This window comes from Hymenobacter sediminis, assembly GCF_003231285.1.
GTDB lineage: Bacteria > Bacteroidota > Bacteroidia > Cytophagales > Hymenobacteraceae > Hymenobacter > Hymenobacter sediminis.
In genome coordinates, this window is the sequence record NZ_QKNS01000004.1 from 181,321 (window position 1) to 197,888 (window position 16,568).

Sequence of the window (16,568 nt, forward strand, 5' to 3'; positions counted from 1 at the left end):
TAAAAAAGCCCCAGCCTGTATGGCTGGGGCTTTTTTTATGATGCAAACAAGCGAATTAGTAGGGCTTGGCTTCGTGCGCAATTTTCTCAGCCTGCTGGGCAGCTTCTGAACTCTTGGCGTCGTTGTACTGGTTGCCGCCTTCGGCCGTTTTACCGGCTTTGGCTTGCTGCAGCCCTTCGGCCAAGCGGCGGCCGTACTCGGCGTCGCACTGGGTGCACAGGTCAATCATCTTATCCTGAATCACCTGGGCAGCATCGGTGAGGGCGCCCACCAAGTTGTTGATGAGGTCGTCCTTTTCCCAGTCTTCGTGCAGGTTCCAACGCTCACCGGCCTGCTTGAAGTTGTTGGTGCGGTCGATGCTCTCCCGGATCAGGCGGCCTTCGTAGCGAGGCGTGTGGTCGGGGAAGGTGCGGGGCGCTTCCTTCAGGCCGCTCAGCGAGGAGGGCTCGTAGTTTACGCTCAGGTTCTGGCCCGGAGCCGAGTCAACGTGGTAGGTCATCTGACCGTCGCGCTGGTTGGTGGCTACGTGCTTTTTGGGCGCGTTGATGGGCAGCTGCAGGTAGTTGGCGCCCACGCGGTAACGCTGGGTATCCGAGTACGAGAACGTGCGGCCCTGCAGCATTTTGTCGTCCGAGAAGTCGAGGCCATCAACCAGTACGCCGGTACCGAAAGCGGCCTGCTCTACCTCCGCGAAGTAGTTCTCGGGGTTTTTGTTCAAGGTCATCTTGCCCACGGACAGGAAGGGGAACTGATCCTGGGGCCAGATTTTGGTGTCGTCGAGCGGGTCGAAATCTAGCTCCGGGTGCTCGTCGTCGCTCATGATCTGCACGCACAGCTCCCACTGCGGGAAGTCGCCTTTGGCAATGTGCTCGAACAGGTCCTGGGTGGCGTGGTTGAAGTTTTTGGCCTGAATGGCTTCAGCTTCCTGCGCCGTCAGGTTCTTAATGCCCTGCAGCGGCTCCCAGTGGTATTTCACCAATACGGCTTCGCCCTTGTCGTTCACCCACTTGTAGGTGTTCACGCCCGAGCCCTGCATTTGGCGGTAGTTGGCCGGAATGCCCCAGGGCGAGAACAGGAAAGTGACCATGTGCATGGCCTCCGGGGTGTTGCAGATAAAGTCGAAAATCCGCTCCCCGCTTTGGCGGTTAGTTACCGGGTCGGGCTTCTGGGAGTGAATCAGGTCGGGGAACTTGATGGCGTCGCGGATGAAGAACACCTTCAGGTTGTTGCCTACCAGGTCCCAGTTACCGTCTTCGGTGTAGAACTTCACAGCAAAGCCGCGGGGGTCGCGCAGGGTTTCCGGCGAGTGACCACCATGGCCTACCGTGCTAAAGCGCACGAACACGGGCGTTTGCTTGCCGGCCTGCTGAAACAGCTTGGCGCGGGTGTACTTGCTGATGGGCTCGTCGCCTACCTTGCCATAAGCTTCGAATACGCCGTGGGCGCCGGCGCCACGGGCGTGCACCACCCGCTCCGGAATCCGCTCCCGGTCGAAGTGGCTGATTTTCTCCAGAAACTGATAGTTCTCCAGCGTAGCCGGGCCTCGGTTGCCTACGGTGCGTAGGTTCTGGTTGTTGGTTACGGGGTGGCCCTGGCGGGTGGTCAGGGTGTTAGCATCTTCTCCGCTGGCCGTGCGCTGGTCGTACGACGAACCGGTGCCGGTCACGGCCGTGCCGGTTCCCGACAGAGCATCGCCGGAAGCGGCGGAGTGGCCGTTTTGCGCTTGATTCTGCTGATCTTGTGCCATACCTGATAACGTGTGAGTGATGGATGTAATACCGGCAAGGTACATCAGAGGTTAGGTCTAGTGGAGAATTTTTCTCCGAAAGAATTTTGGCATTTTCCCTCCTACCCTACCGAAACCACGTTTTATACGGCTGCCCAAAGCGCAAGGGCTACCTTTGCCCCCCATGTCTGCTCCTTCCGCCACTCCTGCTACCCCTGTCTATACCATCGGCTTCTGGCTGATGTGCCTCTCGTCGCTGCTCTTTTTCATGAGCTTCAACATGCTTCTGCCCGAACTGCCTGATTACCTCACGCGCCTGGGCGGAGCCGAGTACAAAGGCTTTATCATTGCCCTGTTCACGCTCACGGCTGGCATTTCGCGCCCGTTCAGCGGCAAGCTGGCCGATACGGTGGGACGCATTCCGGTAATGGTCTTTGGCTCTTTGGTGTGCTTTGTGTGCGGGTTCTTCTATCCCTTCACGGCCACGGTAGCCGCGTTTCTGGGGCTGCGGCTGCTGCACGGCTTCAGTACCGGCTTTAAGCCTACCGGTACCGCCGCCTTTATTGCCGACATCATTCCCTACGCCCGCCGCGGCGAAGCCATGGGCCTGCTGGGGGTAGCGGGCTCTTTGGGCATGGCTGCCGGGCCCATGCTGGGGTCTTTCCTGGCCGAACAGTTTTCGCTGAATACCATGTTCTACTGCTCCTCGGGCCTAGCTCTGCTGAGCTTGGTGGTGCAGGGCACCATGACGGAAACCCTGCCCCAGGCCCAACGGCAGCGCTTTAGCTGGAGCCTGCTGCGCCTGGATTGGAGCGAGGTGCTGGAGCCGCGGGTGCTGAAACCTGCCCTCGTGACGCTGCTGTGCCTTTTTCCCTTCGGAGCGGTGCTCACCGTCATACCTGACCAGAGCCGCCTGCTGGGCCTCACCCACGGCAGCAAGGGCTTGTTCTACACCTGCTATACCGGCGCCTCCTTGGTAATTCGCCTCCTAGCCGGCCGCGCCTCCGATAAGTACGGGCGCGTGCCGGTGCTTATTGGCTCCTCCGCCCTAATGGCGGTAGCGTTGGGAATTATGGCGCTGGCTACTTCGGTGCCGCTGTTTCTGGGCTCAGCTATTCTGTTTGGGCTGGCTACGGGTCTGAACTCGCCTACCCTCTACGCCTGGACGGTAGACCTGAGCCACCCGGAGCGGCGCGGCCGGGCCGTGGCCACCATGTACATAGCCCTCGAAGCCGGCATTGGCCTGGGCGCCCTGCTGGCGGGCTGGCTCTACGCCAACGAACCTTCCCGCCTACCCCTCGTGCATGGCCTAAGTACATTGGCCGTATTGGGTTCTCTGCTGTACTTGCTCCGGTGGGGGCGGGTTTCGGCGTCCGAGGTGGGGTAGCCCTTGCCGGCTCAACGGCTTTTCAATAGCTTTACTGCCGTGCTACCTGGCAGTAGCAGTTTATCCGAAGCCGTTTATTATTGGTTTGATGTTTACGCATATTGCTCCGGCCAACTGGCGCGGGGTTTTGGGCAGCTTAGCCCTACTGGTAGTACCCGCCATGGGGCGGGCTCAGGAAGTTCCTATCCGTTTTGGTAAGCTTGATGCTAAGGAAGCAGCCGAACTGCTCGCCCGCCCAGCTCCTGATTCCGCCTCCGCTGAGGTATTGTGTGACTTCGGACAGTCCAAGATCCAGGGCGGACAGGATGGGTTCGAGATACGCTTCGAGCGCACTTCCCGCTTACTAATTCGGCGTCGGCCTGGTTACGATCATGCGACAGTACGCGTGTTGCTGTACCACGACCCCAAAAACGGTGGCCGGGAGCAGATTCAGCAACTCAAGGGCTTTACATACAACCTTTCAGGCAAAGAGCTGACTAAGGAGCCTTTGCGTACCGAGGCTGTTTTCAGTCGTAAGCTCAATGAGCGTCTCGATGAGTATGCCTTTACTCTACCTAATGTACGGGAGGGCTCCATTCTGGAGTTTACTTACGTGCTTCGCTCGCCCTTTCTATTCAATCTCCAAGACTGGCAGTTCCAACAGGAAATCCCTGTGCGTTGGAGCGAATACCGTGTTCAAATTCCTGGCTTCCTAGTTTATAAAGAGCTAAGCCACACGTACTGGCCTTTCGCGGTTAATGAAACCAGCGTATCCTCGTACAATACAGCCTACCGCCAAAAGGTGGAAGATTCGTTTGGTGGGAGTGCAGGCCTGATGGAGAAGTCGTTGTCGATTTCCACTCAGGCTATCAACCGCCGCTGGGTGCAGAAGGATGTTCCGGCTTTTCGCGACGAGCCTTTCCTCACGACTGAAACGGATTACTTGAGCCGTGTTGATTTTGAGTTAGAGCGAATTCAGTTCGACCCCAACCAAAGTCCGAACTACGTAATTGACACCTGGGCTAAGATAGAAAAAGAGTTGCTGGAACAGGAGGAGTTCGGGCAATATCTCAAGCGCGACTCGCCGCTGGCAGCCGGCGCGGCCGCTCTGCGCACCATTCCTGATTTGGCTGCCCGCGCTGCTGCCGCCCGTCAGTTGGTGTTGCAGGCTGTGAGCTACAGCGGTACTACCTCCCTTTACGCCCGCGCTACTCCTAAGCGGGTGCTGGAAACGCGCCAGGGCAATGCCGCCGAAATCAACCTGCTGCTGGTGCGCATGCTGCGCGAAGCTGGCCTAGAGGCTCAGCCTCTGCTACTAAGCACGCGCAGCCACGGCCGCGTGCAAGCCGAGTTGCCCGTGCTAAGTCAGTTTAACTATGTTGCAGCCCACGTAACGCTTCCCGGTGACAAGGAGCTACTCCTGGATGCCACCGATGGCAGCCTACCTGCCGAGTTGCTGCCCGAGCGCTGCCTAAATGGCAAGGGCCGCCTGTTGGGCCCGGCCGCGCGCTGGGTTTCCTTGGTTTCGCCTACTCCCCACCTACATTACACTCACGCTCGCTTAATCCTGGATGCCAAAGGCAGCCTGCAGGGTACCGTGCGTCAGGAATATGCCGGCTACGCTGCTTCAGACAATCGGCGGCCCGTGGCTGCGCTTCGCCAGGAGTGGCAAACGGCCCACCCCGATTGGCAGGTGGAAAAGGCCGAGGCCATTCATGACGACCTGACTCGCCCGGTTACCCTCACGCTGTCGGCCCGCCTACCCGGCGGTGAAGCGCCGGCTAGTACGCTCTACTTACGTCCCCTCTCCCAGTTAGGCATTCCGGTCAACCCTTTCCAGCACCCCGACCGGCTCTACCCAGTGGATATGCCTACCCAGCGCCGCCTAGAATACGTGGTGGACCTTACCCTGCCCCAAGGCTACACCGCCACCGAGCTGCCGAAGGCTGTTATGTTGCAGTTGCCCAACGATGGGGGACGGTTCATGTTCAATGTGGCACAAACCACGCCCGCAACTCTTTCAATAACCAGTCGGCTACACCTGGCCAAAACGCGCTACACAGCCGAGGAGTACCAAGCCCTGCGCGAACTGTACAACCGGGCCCTGGCCAAGTTGGCCGAGCCTATTGTGCTACAACGACAATAGCGTAGCCTTACTTACTTAACCGCCGAAGAGTCATAGTTCGGTTCCGCTTCTAGCTCTACTTGCTCTTTCTGCTACTATCCTATTGCTGCTTTGCTATTGCCTACTTCAGATAGCCATATGCTGAAGCTCGGGGAATGCCTATTCTCTACTCACCACCAGTATCCTACCCCCTTGGTATGACGCAACCTTTACTCCGCCGGCTGTTTCTGGCCGGCATTTGCAGCGCCGCGTCCGTGTCGCTGGCCCAAGCTCAGAACGAGCCTATTAAGTTCGGCAAAATTGACGAGCGTGACCTGACTGGGCAGAACTTTGTGGCCGATAGCGCCGCTCCGGCCGTGGTGCTCTGCGACTTTGGCCGCTCTACCTTCGACTATAACGAAGGACAGTTTCGGGTGATTTTTGAGCGTGTAGCCCGCATCAAAATTCTGAAGAAAGCCGGCTACGAGTATGCTACCGTGAAAGTGCCTCTCTACCATAAGGGCACCACAGAGGAAAAGATGACTGCCCTGCGCGGCTTTACCTATAATCTGGTGAACGGGCAGGTGGTGAAGGAGAAACTGAACACCGAGTCGATGTTTCGGGAGGTCAGTTCGCCTAACGTAAACATCCGCAAGTTCACCATGCCGAACGTGCGGGAGGGCTCCGTCATTGAGTTCACCTATACTGTGGCTTCGGAGTTTACTTTCAACTTTCAGGACTGGGCCTTTCAGACCGATATTCCGGTGCGCTGGAGCGAGTACCGCGCGGCCATTCCGGAGTATTTCGACTACAAGATGCTGATGCAGGGCTACGAGCCCCTGGAAGTGCAGGAGCGTACAGAGGGAGTTACGCAGTACTCAATCCGTTGGTCTTCGAGTACCGACCTGCGCACCGGCGAGCGGGAATCGGGAGGCTCGGGCGTGGTGACTCCGCGCGTAACCAACTACCGGTGGGCTATGAAAAACGTGCCCGCCATGCGCGAAGAGCCCTACATGACCACTACTGACGACTATACCGCCAAAATTGACTTTGAGCTAGCTGGCATTAAGTGGCCCGATGAGCCCTATAAGTCAGTGGCTAACTCCTGGGAGAAAATTGACCGGGATTTGCTTTCCGAAGATAATTTCGGTGTTCAGCTAAGTCGTGCCGGCTTTCTGAAGGAGCAGTTGGCACCACTGGTAGCTCAGTTCTCGGACCCTGCCGCCCGCGCCGCCGCCGTACACGAGTTGGTGCGTCGTGCCGTGAAGTACAACGGGAACAACGGCATCCTGTCAACGGGTACCCTGCGCCGCGCCTACGACCAAAAGTCGGGCTCATCGGCCGACATAAACCTGCTGCTGATTGCAGCCCTGCGCGAAGCTGGCCTAAAAGCGAATCCGGTGCTGCTGAGCACCCGCAACCACGGCCGCATGGAAACCAACGTGCCCCTGCTCAGCCGCTTTAACTACGTGGTGGCGCACGTAGCACTGCCCGAAGGAAAACAGATGCTAGTGGACGCTACCGAGGAGCTAGCTCCGTGCGGCATGCTGCCCTACCGCTGCCTGAACGGGGTAGGCCGCTTGGTGATGACCACGCCCGGTGAGTCGCGGTGGGTGGAGCTGAAGCCCGCCGAACGCCTGCTGACCTACCGGCAGGTAAATCTTGTAGTAGATGAGAAAGGCGGCCTCAGCGGCAAAGTGCACCAGGAGCATGCTGGCTACCGCGCCCTCGACCAGCGTGAGCAGCTGCGCAAGCTGGGCGAGAAAAAATACCTCGAGGAAATTACGACCGGCCACGAAGGCTGGAGCATTCCCAAGTACACCTTCAAGGAACGTGACGCCTTCCATAAACCCCTAACCCTGGACTATGAGTTTGCGGCCGCGGGTAGCGAAACGCCGGTAGGCACTATCTACCTGAATCCGCTGCGCTACTTCGGCACCAGCAAAAACCCTTTCCTGCACGAAGACCGCCGCTTCCCCGTGGATTTCGGCACGGGCCTCGATGAAACTCTGATGATGAACATCACCCTGCCTACTGGCTACGAGCTGGAGGAAACGCCCAAGGGCATGGTGGTAGAACTGCCGGAAGGGGGCGGGCGCTTCATTTATAACGTGCAACCGGGGCAGGGCACCATCCAGATTGTCAGCCGCATGAGCTTGGCCCGGCCGGTGTACTCAGCTCAGGAATACACCTACCTCCGCGAGTTTTTCACGCACGTCATTACTAAGCAGGCCGAAAAGCTGGTTTTGAAAAAGAAAGTCTGATGCGCCATTTGCTTTACTCGTTTGCCGCCGGCTGCACAGCTGCTTTGGCCCTGTTGAGCCTACCCGGCCAAGCGGCCTATGGCCCAGCCCCAATGTATGCCGTAGCCACCCTACCCCCTGCCCTGCGCGAAAACGCCCACGCCGTAGTGCGTCGCCACGACGAAACTTTGGTAGTGAAATCGGTAGGGCGTACGGTAGAAACGGTGCGCCGCGCCGTTACGGTGCTGGACGAGGCCGGCGCACGCTGGGCCTCGGAGCTGGTATACTACAGTCAGCTCAACAGCATCAACTACTTCCGGGGCAGCGCTTATGATGCCGAGGGCCGTTTGCTGCGCCAGCTTCGGAGCGCCGACATCCACGACATCAGTCTTTCCGACGGCTTTAGCTTGGCTTCTGATGCCCGCGGCCGCGTGGCCGACCTCAGCCAGCCAGCCTACCCCTACACCGTAGAGTTTGAGTACGAAGTAGTATCGGACAATCCGCTGTTTTATTCCACCTGGCGGCCTCAGCCTGTGGAGCAGCTGAGCGTAGAGCAGGCCTCCTTTAAGGTGCTGATGCCCAAAGGCATGGCCCTACGCTACCAAGAGCTACATTTGCCAGCCGGGGCGGCCCAAAATAAGCGCGCTCAAGGCACCCAGGAGGTGTACGAATGGCAAGTGCACGATTTGCCCGCCCGCGACGAGGAACCTGATGCGCCTTCGGTGGCCGAAATGACACCCGCGGTACTCACGGCCCCGGCTGAGTTTGAGGTAGAAGGCCACGCCGGGCGCCTGACTTCCTGGGCCGAGCTGAGCCGCTGGAATTATGAGCTGAACGCCGGACGCGACGCCCTCCCCCCTGCCCTTCAGACCAAGATAGCTGCGCTGGTAAAGGGCGAAACCGATGAGCGCGCCCGCATCCGGAAGGTGTACGAGTTCCTGCAGGCTAACACCCGCTACGTATCCATTCAGCTAGGGCTGGGCGGCTGGCAAACCTTTCCGGCGGCCTCGGTGGCGGCCAATGGCTATGGCGACTGCAAAGCCCTGACCAACTACTGCAAGGCCCTGCTGGGCGCGGCTGGCATTACAGCCCACGCCGCCCTGATTCGGGCTGGCTCTGATGAACAGGATATCCGCACGGATTTTCCTAGCTCCCAGTTCAACCACGTAGTGCTGTGCGTGCCCCTGAAAAGCACCCGCCCTGATACCGTGTGGCTGGAATGCACGAGCCAGAGCAATCCGTTTGGTTACATGGGAGGCTTCACGGGCAATCGGCACGCTCTGTTGTTGCTGCCCGAAGGAGGCCGCTTGGTATCTACTCCGCGCTACGGAGCCGCCGAAAACCGCCGGGAACGGCGGGCCGACGTGTACCTCGATGTTCAGGGAAATGCTACCGCCACCCTTCGCACCCTGCGCACCGGCCTGGAGTACGACGCCGTGGCGGAACTGCCGGGCCTCGACCTGGCCGAACAGAAAAAGCGCGTTAGCAGCCGATTGCCCCTGGCAAACTTTACCCTCACGAAAGTTGGCTTCCGCCCTACCGAACCCGGTGCCGCCATTCCTGGTCTCACAGAAACTCTGGCTTTAACCTTGCCCGCCTTGGCTCCGCCCAGCGGCAAGCGTGTGTTTCTGACCCCTAACCTGCTGAGCCGCTGGGCCGCACCCGCCGCCAGCATCGGGGAGCGGCAAACTGATTTGTGGCTCGATCATGCCCTGACCCAGACTGACACGGTGCGCCTGCATTTGCCAGCCAGCCTGCGGCCAGAGCAGCTGCCGAATCCAGTTCAGCTCAGCACCCCGTTCGGTACATACTCCAGCCAGCTTCAGACCCTGCCCGACGGCACCCTGCAGTACATCCGACGCCTGCAGCTGCCTCGCACTCGTTTCGCCCGCACCGACTACCCCGCCTACCTGGAGTTTCGGCGTAAAATCAGTGCGGCTGATAAGGCCCAATTGGTGCTGCTGAAAACCGACGTTTAAGCTTTCCTATCCCCTTCTCATAAGGTTTGCGCCTACCCCCTGGGGTAGGCGCAAACGTTTATATACCCTTGGCTTTTGAGAACAGATGAATAGCAAGAAATAAGAACGTCCTGTCGAGCTGGTCGAGACTTTGTGCGTGCTGATGTTGGAATACGTAATTCAACGATTCAAGCGCGATGCCTCGACCAGCTCGACAGGATGTTCTATATACTCGGAGCTTCACATTGCGGCCTAAGGCTAGCCTTCGTTCTGGGAAACGACGTAGCCCTGCCGGCAAGGGCCCAAATTATGTCCGGCCGGAGCGGGGCCCGGCGAACGTAAAAAGCCTAAATTTAGCGGGCTGGGGTCCTGCTGCCCGATGGTTTTTTACCCTGTTCTATGCTCAACACCCCTACCCCTCGTCGGTGGTGGAAGCCCTTCCTAAGAAGAGGCACGCTGGCCGCTATTCTGAGCGCATTTGGTACTACTGCAGCCACCGCGCAGCAGGTGCTCTGGACCGACGCGCCTACCCTCCCGGCAGCAGCTCGCAAGGCTACTCAGCCCCTGGCTTACTTCCGGTCTGTTACGTTTCAGCTTGATGCGTTGCGGGGTGCCCTGCGCAATGCTCCCGCTGCTCGGGGTAGCAGTGCGGCCGGCTCCGCTACGGTGGTGTCGTTGCCCTTGCCAGATGGCACGTCGCAACGGTTTCGGGTGGTGCAGACGGCCGTAATGGCTCCGGAGCTGGCGGCCCGCTACCCGGCCATCCAAACCTACGCCGCCCAAGGCATCGATGACCCTACCGCTACGGCCCGCCTGGATATCAGCCCCGATGGATTTCATGGCTTTATTCTGGCCGCCAACAAAACGGTGTTTATCGACCCGGCCGTGCGGGGCTCGGCTACCCACCTCGTGTTTGAGCGCCGGGCCATGAACCGCGCGGCCTTTCCTTTCGTGTGTGCTACCCCATCGGCGGAGGGGTTGGTGCCGGCCGCCGTCAATCGGGCGGCCCGAGCGGCTGCAGCCAACGGATCCACCCTGCGCACCTACCGCTTGGCCCTGGCCTGCACCGGCGAGTACGCTGCTTTTTTTGGTGGCACGCGCGATAGGGCCCTGGCGGGCATGGTAGCTTCCATCAACCGCGTCAATGGCATCTATGAGAAAGAGCTGGCAGTGCGGATGGTGCTGGTACCCAATAACGACAAGCTGATTTTCCTGGACCCTAACAAAGACCCCTACACCAATACCGACGGGGAAGCTATGCTGGACGAAAACCAGACGGCCGCCGACTCGCTGATAGGGCCCGCTAATTACGATATTGGGCACGTATTCAGCACGGGCGGCGGTGGCATTGCCCAAAGCCCAGCCGTGTGCCTCGAGGGTAAGGCGCGGGGCGTTACGGGCTCTGGCTCACCCCAGAACGATGCCTTCAACGTGGACTACGTGGCCCACGAAATGGGTCACCAGTTTGGGGCCGACCACACCTTTAACAGCACTACAGGCTTCTGTAGCGACAATCGGGTGTCGTCGGCGGCTTATGAGCCAGGCTCGGGTTCTACCATTATGGGCTACGCGGGCATTTGCGGTGCTGATGATCTGCAGCCCAACTCCGACCCGTACTTCCATTCCTACAGCATCGACCAGATTGTGGAGCATATTACGGGGCGCGGCAACTGCTCCGTGAACACGCCCTCCGGCAACACCCCTCCTACGGTAAATGCCGGAGCCAGCTACGCCATTCCCATCAGTACGCCCTTCGTGCTGACCGGCTCAGCTACCGATGCCAACGGCGACGCCCTCACGTATTCCTGGGAGCAGTTCAATTTGGGGCCGGTATCGGGGGTGAATTCTCCGAGCGGCGATGCACCCATTTTCCGATCCTTCACCCCTACTACGAGCCCCACGCGCACATTTCCACGCCTTACTGATCTGATCAATAATACTCAGACCGTTGGGGAGCGGCTGCCTACCTACGGGCGGCGGCTGACGTTTCGGCTGGTAGCCCGCGACAATCGGGCCGGGGGTGGTGGCATCAACTACGACTCTATGCAGGTGACGGTGGTGCCTACAGCCGGACCATTTGTAGTGCGCTCCCCCAACACCGCTACCTCCTGGCTGCTGGGGGTTCCGCAGCAGGTGCTCTGGGACGTAGCCAACACCACCCAGGCGCCCATCAATGCCACTAATGTTACTATTCTGCTTTCCACCGACGGCGGGCAAACCTACCCAACGGTGCTGGCTGCCAACACGCCCAACGATGGGTTCGAGAATGTAACCGTTCCTGCCACAGTGGGCGCCAGCACTACAGCGCGGGTGCGGGTGCAGGCCAGCAACGGGGTGTTTTTTGATATTTCGAACGAGAACCTGACTCTGGCGGCTCCCTCCGGGCCAACCTTCTTCCTGCAGAGCAGCACGGCCGCCACGTTGTCGTTCTGCCCAGGCGGTACGGGCACCCTACCCCTCACGCTGGGCCAAACCCAGGGCTTCACGGGTCCGGTAACGTTATCGGCCAGTGAGCTACCAGCCGGCGTGGCGGTCAGCTACGGAGCAGCTACGGTAGCAGCCGGGGGTAGCACCACAGTTACCATTACTACTACCCCAGCGGCTGTGGCCGGCACCTATACCATCCGGCTAACGGGCACCAGCGGCGGCGTCACGCGGGTACTGGATGCGCTCCTGACGCTACTGCCTTCCGCCACGCAGGCCCCTACCCTCACTACACCGGTTGCTAGCCGCCTAGCTACCTTACGCCCTCGCCTCACCTGGACGGCCGTGCCCGACGCTACCTCCTATGAAGTGCAGATAGCCACGGACGCCGCCTTTGCCAACGTAGTAGTAAGCCAGGCGGGCATTACGGGCACCAGTTTCACACCGCAACTGCTGCAGCCGAGCACCACGTACTACCTGCGCGTGCGCGGCATCAGCAGTTGTGCGGCGGCCCCGTACTCGGCTACCCGTCAGATCCAGACGGGCACGCAGACCCTGCGCTCCGTGACGGCCACGCAGGTACCGCGCACCATTGGCCCGGAGGGTGGCAGCACCATCACCTCGGTCATCCGGCTGACCAATACGGAGCGCGTATCGGACGTGCGGGTTCGGGACCTGACCATCACGCACCCCGATATCAGTGAGCTGGAAATTACCCTGACCAACCCAGCCGGCCGGCGGGCCGTGCTATTGACGCAGGCTTGCCCTGGCACAGCCAACCTCAACTTGAGCTTCGCGGATGATGCCTTGGCGCTGACTTGCCCCATTTCGGGGGGTAGTTCTGTGCGACCGGCTACGGCTTTGGGGGAACTCCTTAATGATCCGGCATTCGGCAACTGGACCCTGACCATCCGGGATAACAGGGCTGGCAATGGCGGCACGCTCACCGGCTGGAAGCTGGATGTGTACACTCTGAATGAGCCCCCGGCTCCGCCTTCTAACCTGAGCGTACAGGCCCCGGTTGTAGCCGACAACATTGCTACCGTCAACCTAAGCTGGTCAGATGACTCGGGCAATGAAACGGGCTTCGAAATTGAGCGGGCTCAGCTGAATACCACCTCCTTTAGCCGCATTGCTACGGTAGGCGCCAACGTGACGGAATACACCGACCAGGTGCGCACCAACGGCACGTTCTGCTACCGGGTGCGAGCCATCAATGCCAACGGGACTTCGGCTTACTCAAACGAAGGGTGCCAGACGACCTCCACTATCACGCGGGTAATTAGCGCGGCGCAGTTGCCGGGCATTGAAGTGTATCCGAACCCCAGCACCGACCTATTTACAGTGAAGGTTGAAAATGCGCACCGCGGCCCACTAACCTTGCGCGTAACCGACGCTCTGGGGCGAAGCGTTTTCACCCAGACGCTGCCTAAGTCGGCGGCTTCCTTCCAGTACCCGCTCAGCCTGCACCCGCTTGCTCCCGGCGTGTATATACTGCACCTGGATATGACAGATGGCTCGGCGGTAGTGCGCCTGGTGAAGCAGTAGTTAATCTTTTAACCACCAAAAAAGGCCGTACTGATATCAGGACGGCCTTTTTTGGTGGTTAGCTCTCCCCTACCCCTCTTAAAACCGATAACGCAACTGGGCCTTAACCTCGGAGCGGGTGGCTCCCTGAATTTCTTCCAGCCCTGAGCCAATAGTACTCTGATGCCGGTAATGGGTTGTGGCATAGCGTACCCACAGGGTCAGGTGACGGTTGAAGTCGTACTGAGCCAGCAGGTACGCCCGCGTGCCCTGCCCCGATAAGGCCGGCACCGAAAAAGCATACAGTACATCCTGCTCAAACACGTATTGGCGCGTGTCGTAATCGTCGGTATCGAAAAGCGCATAACGGCCCGAGAAACGCAGCCCGTGCCTCGGCTGCACAGTTACGTCCTGAGCCAGCACGTAGCCACGGCGCGCCGGACCGCCATCTTCGCGGTATTGGGTGCCTTGCACGCGGGTGCGTAGGCTGAGCGCAGGGGTAGGGCTGGCATCGTAGAAGATAAGCGCACTCTGGCGCTGGGTAGGCACAGGCAGTGGCGCAGGGCGCAACGTATCGGCATCGTAGGCCTTGGTGCGCTGGCGTAGCTGCACGTAGAGCAGGCTGGTTTTGGTAGGCGTGAAAGTGAGGCGCATGAGCCAGTCGTGACCGGAGCTGGGTGCCCCGGCCTGGTAGCGCAGCCATGGAAAGCTGAACCGGTCGTAGTAGGCCGAAATTTCCCAACGGGGCGCCGGCCGTGCTTTCAAGCCCAGGTACAGTCCGTTTTCGTTGATGTTGCGGGTGTTTTCACTGAGGGCATTGCCATAGAGAGTGTGAAAGTCCCGGTCGTAGCGTCGGTAGAGTACGGCTGCATCTACGGCAGGTGCCAAACTTGCCAGCAACCCGTTCACAGTGCCCAAGCCACCGCTGCTACTCCGCGCCGTTTCGCCGAACAGCAACAGGTTGCGCCACACGTAGCTGTATTGCGCTCCCAGCGCTAGGTTGTGCTGGCCGCGCAGTTCGAAGGCATTATACGGCTCGTCGCGGCGCTGCAGAGGTTTGTCGAAGTGGGTATCAACGGCAGTGAGCCCCACCTGCAAGTCGCCGCTGCGGCTGCCGTAGCTTACGTTGCTGCCCAGCACTGTTTCGCCCAGGGCCCGGCGGTTGGCCAACTCTGTGGGAGTACGGTGGAAGCCTGTCAGGAGCAACCCCGAGGAAAACTCATTGAAATCGGCCAGCGAATCCTGGGCTTGCTGCAGGGAAGCATCAATGCGCTTACGCGAGGCAAACGCCGTAGCCCGCACCGTTGACGACAACGCCATGGTTGCGGCGGCACCCCGAAAAAACGTGTTTTCCAGCACCGAAGAGTAGGGCCGCACTCCAATAGAGCTACGACGCAGGGTTGTAATCGTCTCGGCTCCCTTCCCCACCGACAGCCCTGAGGACAGCAGCAGTCCTTGCCCGAATTGCAGCTGGTAGTCGCCGAGAGCCAGGGTTTTCAGCCGGCCTCGCTCCTGCACTACTAAATGGGCAGAGTAGAAGTCGGCCCCATAGCGGCGGGTAGTGGGGTCCCAGCGAAACTGCTCGCCCGCATCCTTTTCGGCGGTAAAGCCCAAACTGAAATCCTTGCTGTGACTGACACGGTAGCGCACCAGGAGTTTATTAGGCGAGCCGAGGTAGCGGGTGGCCGGGGCGCCCGTCCGGGTAGTATCGGGCGGGCTGTAGCCGGGGCGGTCCTGCAGTACCCGCTCGTAGCGCAGAAACAGGGCGTTGTTTTCCTCATGGGCAATACGCTGCCACAGCGGCCCCCGGCTGGCATTGGGGTCAAGGGTAGCAGCAGCCACGAAGGGAGCGGCCCGGTAGATGGTGCGCAGGTCAAAGCCCTCTACCGTTTGCAGCTCATACAAACTCAGCAGCGCCCCATTGCGCTGTCGATGCTCCAGCAGGTTGGTTATCTGGTTTTCCGACAGCAGCAATAAGCCGCGTAACTCCTCGCGGGTGGCGGTGTTGAGGTTTAGTGGCGTTTGGTAGTACTGCAGTAAGGTTTCGTAGAGGTCTTCATAAGGCACCTCGTCGTTCTGGATTTCGGCAAACAGCTCTTGGGTTAGCCGGTCAAGGTCGGGGACGGCGGGGCGCGGATACTCCTGGGCCCAGGCAGGCAGAGCGGCCAGTAAGGCGGCCCCTACCCCCACTGCAAAGCGCAACCTCATGGCTGCTTAGCTGACCGGTGCCACGCCACACTCACTTGCTGACTTAGGCCCAGGGCCTCGTGCCAGCCAGCGGCGTAGTCAATCGTAAACTGACCGGCTCGAAACCCGGCTCCTCCGGTAAGCTGGCTGGTTAGCGAAGACAACCCCGCCCGCAACGCCAACATCGGCAACGGCTGATACTCCAGGCCGGCTTTGAAATCGGCGTCCTGCTCCACATCCTTCTCCGTTTCGGCCAGTAGGAGCACCTTCCCCGAAGGTCGCCACGCCAGCCCAGCGCGCAGCACCGTCGGCACCCGCTCGTCCTGGTAGGGCGCTAATCGGGCCTGGGTAAGGTTATAGAGGGTAGCACCGAAGGTGAGCTTGCGCGGAATGATATCGGCTTGTCCGCCCAGGGAAGCTACTACCACCTGCCGGCTGCCTAACCCTTCCAGGCTGGTTTGCAGCATTTCCATTCGGGCACCAAGCTGCACTGTGCCCAGACGGTAGCCGTAGCCCACTCCTACCCGCTGCTCCGAGTACAACTTGCCCCCAAACCGTTGCGCCGTAACGCCTATTACGCCGTAGCGCGGGGCATCAAAGGCAGCTACATCGGCAGGTACACCTACCACCGGCGCGGCAGGGGCCTGGTAGCCCAGCGGCACAGCCGCCGCTACCGATACAGTATTCAGGGAAGGAAGTAGGTAGCGGTTTTCGGCTCCCACCCCAATCTGTAGTTCTCGAAGGCTGCCCAGGGCCGCGGCATTGTTGGCACCAGCCCACACATCATCTTCAAGTACGGCACCTATCTGACCAAGCCCGGCACTCCGCGCACCCCACAAACCGGGCCCGTTGCCCTGGCTCCTAGCCTCCTGAAATACAGCAATAAGAATAGCTGCGCTAAGGTAGAATTTAAGCATATATCGAATAGTAATAGCCTCGACAGCTGGAAGATAAGTAGGCTTCTTCTATCCTACAACCCACTTGAAGCGAGCATACAAAAAAGCCCCGGCACCATATGGCACCGGGGCTTTCT

The 16,568-nt window shown here is 59.8% G+C and carries 8 protein-coding genes and 1 pseudogene; 6 read left to right on the top strand and 3 right to left on the bottom strand.

Annotated features, from left to right (window positions below; translation table 11 throughout):
• Positions 1–55: 55 nt before the first annotated feature.
• On the bottom strand, positions 56–1,747 hold the full coding sequence (locus tag DNI29_RS12380) for a catalase (RefSeq protein ID WP_110978429.1): 1,692 nt from the start codon (positions 1,745–1,747) through the stop codon (positions 56–58).
• 163 nt (positions 1,748–1,910) lie between these two features.
• Between DNI29_RS12380 and DNI29_RS12385 the strand changes: the two genes are divergently transcribed.
• From DNI29_RS12385 to DNI29_RS12405, 6 genes and pseudogenes are all read left to right on the top strand, one after another.
• Positions 1,911–3,113, top strand: a complete 1,203-nt coding sequence (locus DNI29_RS12385) for an MFS transporter (RefSeq protein ID WP_110978430.1) — start codon at positions 1,911–1,913, stop codon at positions 3,111–3,113.
• 814 nt (positions 3,114–3,927) lie between these two features.
• Positions 3,928–4,413: pseudogene (locus DNI29_RS25445) on the top strand (transglutaminase domain-containing protein); the annotation flags it as partial.
• Between the two features lie 36 nt (positions 4,414–4,449).
• Positions 4,450–5,238 carry a DUF3858 domain-containing protein gene (locus DNI29_RS25480; RefSeq protein WP_498366055.1) on the top strand — a complete coding sequence of 263 codons (789 nt, stop codon included), beginning with the start codon at positions 4,450–4,452 and terminating at the stop codon, positions 5,236–5,238.
• Between the two features lie 176 nt (positions 5,239–5,414).
• Complete coding sequence (locus tag DNI29_RS12395) at positions 5,415–7,460, top strand: transglutaminase family protein (RefSeq protein ID WP_162303597.1); 2,046 nt, start codon at positions 5,415–5,417, stop codon at positions 7,458–7,460.
• Complete coding sequence (locus DNI29_RS12400) at positions 7,460–9,418, top strand: DUF3857 domain-containing protein (protein ID WP_110978433.1); 1,959 nt, start codon at positions 7,460–7,462, stop codon at positions 9,416–9,418. Before DNI29_RS12395 ends, DNI29_RS12400 begins: the two co-directional genes overlap by 1 nt.
• A gap of 378 nt (positions 9,419–9,796) precedes the next feature.
• Entirely contained in the window at positions 9,797–13,369 is a 3,573-nt protein-coding gene (locus tag DNI29_RS12405) for a reprolysin-like metallopeptidase (RefSeq protein WP_110978434.1), read from the top strand.
• Positions 13,370–13,447: 78 nt separating this feature from the next.
• Here DNI29_RS12405 and DNI29_RS12410 read toward each other — a convergent pair whose 3' ends face one another.
• Together DNI29_RS12410 and DNI29_RS12415 are read right to left on the bottom strand one after the other, a co-directional pair.
• Positions 13,448–15,556 carry a helix-hairpin-helix domain-containing protein gene (locus DNI29_RS12410; protein WP_110978435.1) on the bottom strand — a complete coding sequence of 703 codons (2,109 nt, stop codon included), beginning with the start codon at positions 15,554–15,556 and terminating at the stop codon, positions 13,448–13,450.
• Positions 15,553–16,452 carry a hypothetical protein gene (locus DNI29_RS12415; RefSeq protein WP_110978436.1) on the bottom strand — a complete coding sequence of 300 codons (900 nt, stop codon included), beginning with the start codon at positions 16,450–16,452 and terminating at the stop codon, positions 15,553–15,555. Before DNI29_RS12415 ends, DNI29_RS12410 begins: the two co-directional genes overlap by 4 nt.
• Between the last annotated feature and the right edge of the window lie 116 nt (positions 16,453–16,568).

Coding starts and splice junctions, on each gene's coding strand:
- DNI29_RS12380 (WP_110978429.1), bottom strand. CDS start 1,747: ATGGCACAAGATCAGCAGAATCAAGCGCAAAACGGCCACTCCGCCGCT.
- DNI29_RS12385 (WP_110978430.1), top strand. CDS start 1,911: ATGTCTGCTCCTTCCGCCACTCCTGCTACCCCTGTCTATACCATCGGC.
- DNI29_RS12395 (WP_162303597.1), top strand. CDS start 5,415: ATGACGCAACCTTTACTCCGCCGGCTGTTTCTGGCCGGCATTTGCAGC.
- DNI29_RS12400 (WP_110978433.1), top strand. CDS start 7,460: ATGCGCCATTTGCTTTACTCGTTTGCCGCCGGCTGCACAGCTGCTTTG.
- DNI29_RS12405 (WP_110978434.1), top strand. CDS start 9,797: ATGCTCAACACCCCTACCCCTCGTCGGTGGTGGAAGCCCTTCCTAAGA.
- DNI29_RS12410 (WP_110978435.1), bottom strand. CDS start 15,556: ATGAGGTTGCGCTTTGCAGTGGGGGTAGGGGCCGCCTTACTGGCCGCT.
- DNI29_RS12415 (WP_110978436.1), bottom strand. CDS start 16,452: ATGCTTAAATTCTACCTTAGCGCAGCTATTCTTATTGCTGTATTTCAG.